The organism is Clostridium sp. (genome assembly GCF_051654825.1).
Lineage (GTDB): Bacteria > Bacillota > Clostridia > Clostridiales > Clostridiaceae > Clostridium.
On the sequence record NZ_JBOFYU010000276.1, the window covers coordinates 1 to 10,223 of the forward strand.

Consider the following 10,223-nt stretch of genomic DNA (forward strand, 5'->3'; position numbering starts at 1 on the left):
CACTCATTACATCTCCATCATAGTTTTTACATGCCCAAATATATCCACCTTCTGATTTAATTACTCTTGCTATTGCATCATCTATTAACGTATAGAAATACTCTATTCCTAACTCCTCAAATTTTGACTTATAGTCATTTTCATATATTTCTTCAAATATGTCTTTAAATGTATGATCATATTTTTTAGATATTGTATCCTTTGATGCAAACCATAAATCTTGTTTAGAATCTAATGCAAAATTAAAACAGCTTCTTGCAAAGCTTTCTATTGATTTATTTTTATTATGCATTCCAAGAACTATTCCTTCTTCTTCGAAATTATAAATTAATTCTCTTTTTTCATTTCCATTTTCCCCTGTGAAAACTAACTCAACCTTACCTTTTTCTTCAATCTTCATTTCTACATCTTTATAAACATCACCATAGGCATGTCTAGCAATTGTTATTGGCTTTATCCAATTACTAACGTAAGGTTTAATTGATTCAACTGTTATAGGTGCTCTAAAAACAGTTCCGTCTAATATTGCTCTTATTGTACCATTTGGACTTTTCCACATTTCCTTTAAATCATATTCATCCATTCTTGCAGCATTTGGTGTAATTGTTGCACACTTTACACCTACCCCATATTTTTTAATAGCTTCAGCTGCTTCTACTGTAACATTATCATTAGTTTCATTTCTATATTCAATACCTAAATCATAATACTCTGTTTTTAATTGAATAAATGGATTTAATAATTCTTCCTTTATGCTGGCCCAAAGCACTCTAGTCATTTCATCTCCATCCATTTCTACTAATGGTGTAATCATTTTTATTTTTTCCATATGTGTCGCCCCCTTTTAATTCTTCTTTATTATAACTTATTTTCCATAATTATTCAAACTTAAATTTCTAATTTTTGAATCAATCCACTCGTTTACATTCACTTTTACAGTTATTTTTAATTAATAAATGATTTCTAAAGGATATTTTGCAAGTTTATTTTTATTTCATTCAATTATACTCTTCCAAAAAACTTTTGATTTATTTTATATTTTATCTATTTATAAGATGTAATTAAAAAAAATCATAAAAAAAATAGATAAATTATATAATCTACCTACCCTTTAAACTATTTTATTATACTTTACATTTTTTATAATCATTTAAATTTTATACAAATCATCATTATATAAATCTTGTTTTGAAAAACTTATAAACTCTTTTATATTATTTGAAATGTATTTATCTTTATGAGTTATTAAAAATAAATCTCTATTTACTTTTGAATCTTCTAATCTAAAAATATTGATTTCGCCTAAAGCTTCTAATTCTTTTACAGCCCTATATGATATACATCCTATTCCAAGGTTTGCTTTTACAGTTCTCTTTATAGCTTCAGTATTTCCAAGTTCTAAAAAAGTCTTGTACTTTATATTATTAGTTTTTAAAACATTTTCTAAGCACTCTCTAGTTCCACTTCCAATTTCTCTCATAATCAACTTTTCATTTTCTAAATCAGTAGCTTTAATAACAGTAGATTCATTAAATTTATGATTTTGACCACAAATAAATACTAATTCATCTTCCCATACCTTTTCTACATTTATTTCATTTGATTCTATTGCTCCTTCTACATAAGCAAAGTCAATTTTATTTTCTAATATAAGCTTTTCTATATTTTGAGTGTTTTCTATTATTAAAGAAATTTCTATTTCTTTATGTAATTCTGAAAATTCTTTTATTATTTCAGGCAATATATATATCCCTATAGTTGTGCTTGCTCCAATAACAATTTTCCCCTTATTGTTATCAGTATATTCTCTTATAGTTTTTATTCCCTCATCAAATAAATTAAGCATTCTTCTAGTATAAGATAAAAATACTTCCCCTTCATGTGTTAAATATAATTTTTTTCCTATTCTATCAAATAACTTAACATTTAATTCTGTTTCTAATTCATTTATACTTTGACTTATAGATGGCTGACTTATATACATTTCTTTTGCAACCTTAGTCATATTTAAACAATTCGCTGTTTCATAAAATATTTTTAGTTTTCTAAAATTCATTTTTCTCCCCCTAATATTAAAGTGAAAAAACTCAGCCTTAGCTGAGTTAAAATTATCTATTATTTACATCTTCAAAATCAACGTCTATAACTTCTCCAACATCTTCAGTTGATATATCTTCCTTTGAATTAACGCTTGTATAATTTGTGTATCCCCCAGATGGAGTTTTAGCCTTTTTACTACTAAACCAATTTTTTAGTTTAAAGAATATGTATAACGCTAATATTATTGGTAAGGCCCAAATTAAAAGCTGTATTGCAAAAGTTGCAATTATTCCTACTATTAAAAATCCACCAATTATGTATAACCAATTTTTCATATCCATCTACCTCTATATTATTAATATTAGTTTTTGATTTGTTTGTCCTTATTATACACCATTAAAAAACTTTTTGCAACAAGTGATAAAGTATATATGATAAAACAGTTTATATTAACTCTTTATTTTCATCTAAATTTATCATTAAAAGCATACTCACACACCAGTGAATATTATAAGATATTAACTTTCACTACTTCTTAATTCTAAAACATAAAGGCCACCTCCTAAGAGATAGCCTTTTACATTTATTTTACTGAATTTTTCTTTGCTATTACTGGAAGTATTAATCCAAGTCCTAGTAATATAAATGGAGTTGCTACATTTAATGAAATTTCAAACCACCATTGTGTTGAATAGGTTTCTGCATTTGGGAACATACCCATAATACAAGCAAATGCTGTAAATACAAAACACCAAACACCTATTACTAAAGCAAGTTTATCATTTTTAATAAATTTATAATCTGATTTATACTTACCACTTAGCTTTTTAAGCATTATAAATGCTAGGAATACCCAAAGGTATCTTAATGGCATAACTACAGAATTAAGCTTTAATAACCAATCAAATAAGGCATTCATATCCCCTATACCTAAAGCTGGCACTATAATTAATACTCCTACAAGTATTGCAGTCATAATATAACCATTAATAGGTGCACCATGTTTGTTAACCTTAGTTAACTTCTTAGGTATGTATCTTGTGTCTGCATCTCCTAATAACACTTTTAATGGTGCATCTATTGAGAATACAAGAGCTGATATTTGAGCTAACATATTTGCTGCGGCATAAATAACTAAGAATACCTTACCTACTCCATAATATTCACCTAATTTCAAGAATGCGTAATATTGCCCATTCATCATTAAGTCCTTAGGAATATTATTTGCATCAAACATCATTCCCATAGCTACTGATCCTAATAAAGCAGAAACAGCAACCATAGCTGCTAAAACTATCATTCCCTTAGGGAATTCTTTACTTGGATTATTCATGTTATTTACATATGGTGATATTTTTTCTGCACCACCAACTGCAAATACAAGCATAGATAATGTTGTAAAGTAAGCAAAGTTAAACTCTGGCATTAATTTACCTATTGAAAAATCTGTTGTTGCAAGTTCAACACCTCTAATAGCTGGAGCAGCTATCATAAGTAAAATATAAAGCATTGACATAATAAATATTGATGTCCCTGCAATTGTTCCTATTTTCTTTAATGAAGTTACTCCCTTTGAAGCAATCCATAAGAAGAATAAAAATACTGCTAGTGTAAGTAATTGAGCAATCATAGGGCTCATATCTTTTATTAAAGTTCCATCTTGCTTAAAAGTCCATCCTAAAGCAATTAAAACTGCTTGAGGCTTTTGTGCTAAGTATGGAATATGAACTACCCAATAAGTCCAACCTGCTAAGTATGCAAGAGTAGGTCCCATAGTTTGCTTAACCCAAGCACTTACTCCCCCTCTTTCGTCTTTAAAAGTTGATCCTAACTCCCCAACCATTAAAGCATAAGGTACAAAATATAAAGCAATTATTAATACCCATGACACTATTACTGTTAAGCCTTGATTTGCAAAGTTGTTTACAACATTACCAAATCCCCAAACAGAAACAAACGCCATTAAAGCTAGATTATACCAACGAATCCTTTTAGCATCATCTGACATAACTCTTCCTCCTGTGTTTAAATTTAAATTAGATTGTTAAAATTTATACTATTACCCCAATATTTTAACAAAAATTTTATATTTCGACAATTTATAAACTTTTCTGATTATTCTTTTTTTAATATTTTTTAAAAATACTATTTTTATTTTTAAAATATTAACATTTTATTAACATCAAATATATTATTTCATTATATTGCCCTTTAAAAACTTATTATATTCATATTTAACACTTTATCACGCTAAAGAGACAAATTAATCTAAGTTACATTAATACGATATTAAAATATCATTTTTTTGAATATATAAACTTTAACTAAAACAAAAGGGTCTGTATCGAAATAAATTTCTATACTATCGACGAAAAAGGGGGTCATCTACGTGAATGATTAAAAAATCATTTACGAGACAACCCCTTATTACTTTAAATATATTTATGTCTTATATTATAAACTTTAAAATAAATATTATACCTACTATTACAGTAGTAATACTTATATCTTTATATTTTCCTGTAAATAATTTAATTAATATGTATGAAACAACTCCAAATACTATTCCATCTGAGATACTATATGAAAGTGGCATCATTATAATTGTTAAGAATGCTGGTAAAGCTTCTGTCCAGTCAGTTAGATCTATTTCCATTATAGGCTCAAGCATAAATAACCCAACTAAAACTAAAGCTGAACATGTTACAGCTGGTGTAATAACACCAAATAAAGGTGCAAAGAATAATGCCACTGCAAACATTATTGATGTAGATACTGCTGTTAATCCAGTTCTTCCTCCATCAGCAACACCTGCTGCACTTTCTACAAATGTACTTACTGTACTTGTTCCTAAACAAGCTCCAACTGTAGTTCCTATTGCATCAGCAAATAATGCTTTCTTTATGTTAGGAACCTTTCCATTTTCGTCTAACATCTTAGCCTTTGTAGCTACTCCCACTAATGTACCTATTGTATCAAACATATCCATAAATAATAATGTGAATAAAACAATTAACATATCAAGTGAAAAAATGTTATGCCATTCAAATTTTAAAAATACAGAACTGATTGATGGTGGAGCACTTACTACTGCTTCAGGAATTGGTGTAACACCCATTGGTATTCCTATTATAGCTGTAATAACCATACCAAAGAATAAAGCTCCTTTAACATTCTTAGCCATTAATATTCCTGTAATAATTATTCCTATTATAGCTAATAATGCAGTTCCTTTAGTAATATCTCCTAAGGCTACTAGTGTTCCTTCACCTTGAACTATAACTCCTGCTCCTTCAAGGCCTATTAGAGCAATAAATAAACCAATCCCTACTGAAATTGCTTTTTTAATATTAGTAGGAATAGAATCTACTACTGCTTCACGAACATTGAAAATAGTTAAAAGTATAAATATAATACCTTCTAAAAATACTGCTGTAAGGGCAAATTCAAAAGAATAACCCATTCCTAATACTACTGTAAATGCAAAAAATGCATTTAATCCCATACCTGGTGCTTGAGCAAAAGGAAGCTTTGCATATATACCCATAATTAACGTTGCTACTATAGCTGAAATTGCTGTTGCTGTAAATACAGCTCCGCTATCCATACCAGCAGCTGAAAGTATTGATGGGTTAACTATAAGAATATAAGCCATAGTCATAAAAGTAGTAAGACCAGCTAACATTTCTCTTTTTACTGTTGTACCATTCTTTTTCAACTCAAAATAATTGTCTAGTAATTCATTTGCTTTAGATAATTTTTTCATTATATCCCTCTTTCGCTTTTATTTATAAATCCCTGAACTATAATACAACATTTTTCGATAAATTCCAATAGCAATTACGAATATTTTTATAATATTTTTAAATATTTTCTGTAATATCCTTTACATTAATTAATATTTACATAATAATATATTCTAAACATTCGTTTTATTTACTCTATTATTAATTAAAATAGGTGAAAACATTCTAGTCTTCACCTATTTTAATTAATTTCATATAACTTTGAAACAAAATACAACTTCATTAAATTTAAACTATCATCAAGAGCATTATGCTTGTTACCACTAAAATCTTTATTATAATTAATTAATGCATTTTCTAAGGATAAATGATTTGATAATCCTAAATGCTGTTTACACAAAACCTCTTGAAAATCTAAATAATTTCCTCTTATTCTATCTATTATTTGAAGCCTTCCACCTAATCTTTTATCATCTCTTTTTAAAGTCTTAGGATCATTCCTTCCCCATGCAATAAATAATATATTGCCATCACCACACCACTTATCAAACTCTTTAAATACTTCTACAAATTCAGGCGCATTACTTATTTCTTCTTGATTTAAACCAGTTATTTCTACACATCTATCTCCAAGAACCTTATTTACACTTGGGTTAACAAGACTATAGTAGGTCTTTACAACTTCGCCTTTGTTAGTAGTTTTTACAGCTCCAATACTTATAGTTTCCTCGCAGCTTACATCTTCTCCACAATTCATTTCTAGGTCAAAAAAGACTAATTCATTAACATTTTTTAATGATTCTATTAATCCTTTATTATACTTTCGCTTTTTTCTTATTTTCTTTTTTTTATTTAAGTTCATTAAATGGATTATATTAGGATAATAATATATATTACATTTATAAAATTCACCTAAATTATCTTCTATATTTTTTGTTAAATTTGATTTATTATACTCCTTATTTTCAAATGAATAAGCAAATTTTTTAGAATTACAAAATATAAAAATCAATTCTTCTGAAGATATTTTTTCATGATTTTTTAATATACATAACTTATTACTTATTATAGATAACGCTATAAACATTGATCCGCTATATGTTTTAGCTCGTAAATCTATCTTCTCTCTATTAAATATCCTATTAGTTTTTCCATCTTTAATATAATAATGTAATTTAAATACTCCTTTTTCTTTTTTCACATAGAAATATACCCCGATTGTATACCTATTCCCCATATCAAACCTTCTTATGCTTTAATTCTTGTTTCTATATAATATATGTTTTAATATTTAAAGTATCAATAAAAAAAGTACACATTATTAATAACGTGTACTTTTTTATATAAATAACTAAATCTTAGTTATTACTTGTTCATTGCTTCTTCTATAGCAACTGAAACTGCAACTGTAGCACCAACCATTGGGTTGTTACCCATTCCGATAAGACCCATCATTTCAACGTGAGCTGGAACTGATGAAGAACCTGCGAATTGTGCATCTGAGTGCATTCTTCCCATAGTGTCTGTCATACCGTATGAAGCAGGACCTGCTGCCATGTTATCTGGGTGAAGAGTTCTTCCTGTTCCACCACCTGATGCAACTGAGAAGTATTTTTTACCCATTTCAACACATTCTTTTTTGTATGTTCCAGCAACTGGATGTTGGAATCTTGTTGGGTTTGTTGAGTTACCAGTGATTGATACGTCAACACCTTCGTGATGCATTATAGCAACACCTTCTCTAACGTCGTCTGAACCGTAGCATTTAACTGCAGCTCTTGGTCCGTTTGAGTAAGCTTTTTCTCTTACTATGTTTAATTTACCTGTAGCATAATCAAACTTAGTTTCAACGTAAGTGAATCCATTGATTCTTGAAATTATATAAGCAGCATCTTTTCCAAGACCGTTTAATATAACTCTTAAATCTTCAGTTCTTACTTTGTTAGCTTTTTCAGCTATTTTGATAGCACCTTCAGCAGCAGCGAATGATTCGTGACCTGCTAAGAATGCGAAACATTTAGTTTCTTCTCTTAAAAGCATAGCTCCTAAGTTTCCGTGTCCAATACCAACTCTTCTGTCGTCAGCAACTGATCCAGGGATACAGAAAGCTTGTAATCCTTCTCCTAAAGCTTCAGCAGCTTCAGCAGCTTTTGTGCAACCTTTCTTTATTGCTATAGCAGCACCTAAAATGTAAGCCCACATAGCGTTTTCGAATGCGATTGGTTGAGTTGACTTAACGATTTCGTAAACGTCGATTCCCTTTTCGTCACAAACAGCCTTAGCATCTTCTATTTTAGTCATTCCGTACTTTTCTAGTACTGGAGTGATTTGGTTAATTCTTCTTTCATAACTTTCAAATAATGGCATGATACTTGTCCTCCTTCAACTTATTATTCGTGTCTTGGATCGATAGTTCTAACAGCTTCGTCGAATCTACCGTATTGGCCTGTAGCTTTTTCCATAGCTTCGTTAGCTTCCATTCCCTTAGCAACCATTTCCATCATTCTTCCTAAGTGAACGAATTTGTATCCAATGATTTCATTGTCAGCATCTAAAGCTATTTTAGTAATATAACCTTCAGCCATTTCTAAGTATCTTGATCCCTTAGCAACAGTTCCGTACATAGTACCAACTTGTGATCTTAATCCTTTTCCTAAGTCTTCAAGACCTGCTCCTATTGGAAGTCCGTCTTCTGAGAAAGCAGTTTGAGTTCTTCCGTAAACGATTTGTAAGAATAACTCTCTCATAGCTGTGTTTATAGCATCACAAACTAAGTCTGTGTTTAATGCTTCTAATATAGTTTTTCCTGGTAATATTTCTGAAGCCATTGCAGCTGAGTGAGTCATTCCTGAACACCCTATAGTTTCAATTAAAGCCTCTTCTATTATTCCGTTTTTAACATTTAATGTTAATTTACAAGCTCCTTGTTGTGGCGCACACCAGCCCACACCGTGAGTTAAACCTGAAATATCTTTAACTTCTCTAGCTTGTACCCATCTTCCTTCAACAGGGATTGGTGCTGAACCATGATTAGGCCCTTTAGCAACAACACACATTTCTTCAACTTCTCTTGAATACATCATATCATTGATTCCTCCCTAAATTAATATGAACCTCTTATATTATTTAAATATAAGATTAAGTTTGAATAACTAAATCTAAGATTTATATTCTCCCTCAGTAGTTATAAGTTTCCTACTAGTTTATGTAGTTTTTATATAACTGGGTCAAATTCCATCCCTATGGGATAAATTCTTCCTACACATATAATAACAGAACTTTTCCTTCCAAACAAGATTTTTATTACTATTTTTTTATAAATTTACCTTTAACAATTTAGTTATTGATAATTATAGAATTATATGTTACTATAAGTATATTAATTAAATTTACGTCGGCATGGCGGAACTGGCAGACGCACATGACTCAAAATCATGCGGTTTTACCGTGAGGGTTCGATTCCCTCTGCCGGCACCATTTACTAACAAGAAAAACGTCAATTGTAGAAACACTATGTTTCATCAATTGGCGTTTTTTATTTTACTAACTTTATATCTCCTTGAACAGCTCCAAATCCCATCTAATCAATCCAGTATAAAGATCCATTTATAAAATTTATAAATAAAATAGCTTTAAAGTAATTTAAATTCTTACTTTAAAGCTATATAACCTTCTATGTTATTTTATTTTTTAATTTTTCCATATATAAATCTTGGTAAATCCCAATATATTCCCTTTATCATGATGTATAATATCCAAAAGACAAACTTTGCTGGATAATATATCGGTGCTATCAATACTTTTAATACTGACATTCCATCATCACTTATTTTTTTATTATATTCATGGATATTTGCATACTCTTCTGTATAACTTCTATTTTTATCAAACCTTGTTACTACTATTCTTCCATCTGCTTTCCTTTGTTTGTAAGTTTTCATTTTCTACTCCCCATATATAATAAATTTAAATTATTAAACTACTGATGCTTTATCTATTACATTATGAACCCATTTATAGCTTCTTAATCTAATCATTGATGCAATAAATTTGACTACTTCCTCTGCTGTTACCATTAATATTACTAGATATATAGGTAATCCTAATATAGCTGCTCCTATAAATGCCATAGGAACTCCTATAAGCCACATAGTAAAGGCTTCTACTTTTAATGCAAAACCTGCATCTCCGCCTCCCCTAAATACTCCTACTATTAATACTAGGTTTACAACTCTTATTGGGTAAAATACTCCATATATTCTTAAAATAATAGTTGAATATTCTTTAACCACCTCTGAAACATTAAATAACCCTAAAATAGATGTAGCAAGTAATGAAACTAAAATACCTAATATTATTCCTATCATAAATGACAGTATAGTAAACTTTCTTCCATATCTTTTTGCTTCTTCTTCCTTACCTGCTCCAATTTGATTT

At 29.3% G+C, this 10,223-nt stretch carries 10 protein-coding genes and 1 tRNA gene; 1 reads left to right on the forward strand and 10 read right to left on the reverse strand.

Features of this window, described 5'->3' with window-relative positions; translation table 11 throughout:
• The 8 genes from ACRDBA_RS16720 to ACRDBA_RS16755 all read right to left on the reverse strand — a co-directional run.
• On the reverse strand, positions 1–829 hold an 829-nt coding region (locus ACRDBA_RS16720; protein ID WP_438574070.1), incomplete at its 3' end, for an NADP-dependent isocitrate dehydrogenase.
• A 321-nt stretch (positions 830–1,150) separates the two neighbouring features.
• A complete protein-coding gene (locus ACRDBA_RS16725) occupies positions 1,151–2,056 on the reverse strand; it encodes a selenium metabolism-associated LysR family transcriptional regulator (protein ID WP_438574071.1) in 906 nt (301 codons plus the stop codon).
• 52 nt (positions 2,057–2,108) lie between these two features.
• A complete protein-coding gene (locus tag ACRDBA_RS16730; protein WP_438574072.1) occupies positions 2,109–2,375 on the reverse strand; it encodes a hypothetical protein in 267 nt (88 codons plus the stop codon).
• Positions 2,376–2,623: 248 nt separating this feature from the next.
• Positions 2,624–4,048 carry an amino acid permease gene (locus ACRDBA_RS16735; protein ID WP_438574073.1) on the reverse strand — a complete coding sequence of 475 codons (1,425 nt, stop codon included), beginning with the start codon at positions 4,046–4,048 and terminating at the stop codon, positions 2,624–2,626.
• 441 nt (positions 4,049–4,489) lie between these two features.
• Complete coding sequence (locus ACRDBA_RS16740; RefSeq protein WP_438574074.1) at positions 4,490–5,806, reverse strand: NCS2 family permease; 1,317 nt, start codon at positions 5,804–5,806, stop codon at positions 4,490–4,492.
• A gap of 221 nt (positions 5,807–6,027) precedes the next feature.
• Positions 6,028–7,023, reverse strand: coding sequence for an exonuclease domain-containing protein (locus tag ACRDBA_RS16745; protein ID WP_438574075.1), 996 nt, complete (start codon positions 7,021–7,023; stop codon positions 6,028–6,030).
• 128 nt (positions 7,024–7,151) lie between these two features.
• Complete coding sequence (locus tag ACRDBA_RS16750) at positions 7,152–8,153, reverse strand: GGGtGRT protein (RefSeq protein ID WP_438574076.1); 1,002 nt, start codon at positions 8,151–8,153, stop codon at positions 7,152–7,154.
• 23 nt (positions 8,154–8,176) lie between these two features.
• Positions 8,177–8,869, reverse strand: a complete 693-nt coding sequence (locus ACRDBA_RS16755; protein ID WP_438574077.1) for an iron-sulfur cluster assembly scaffold protein — start codon at positions 8,867–8,869, stop codon at positions 8,177–8,179.
• Between the two features lie 310 nt (positions 8,870–9,179).
• Here ACRDBA_RS16755 and ACRDBA_RS16760 point away from each other — a divergent pair.
• Positions 9,180–9,263: transfer RNA gene (locus ACRDBA_RS16760), tRNA-Leu, on the forward strand.
• A gap of 206 nt (positions 9,264–9,469) precedes the next feature.
• Here the strand turns inward: ACRDBA_RS16760 and ACRDBA_RS16765 are convergent.
• Complete coding sequence (locus tag ACRDBA_RS16765; protein ID WP_438574078.1) at positions 9,470–9,727, reverse strand: hypothetical protein; 258 nt, start codon at positions 9,725–9,727, stop codon at positions 9,470–9,472.
• Between the two features lie 33 nt (positions 9,728–9,760).
• Positions 9,761–10,223 (reverse strand): MATE family efflux transporter (locus ACRDBA_RS16770; protein WP_438574079.1); only part of this gene is annotated, 463 nt, incomplete at its 5' end.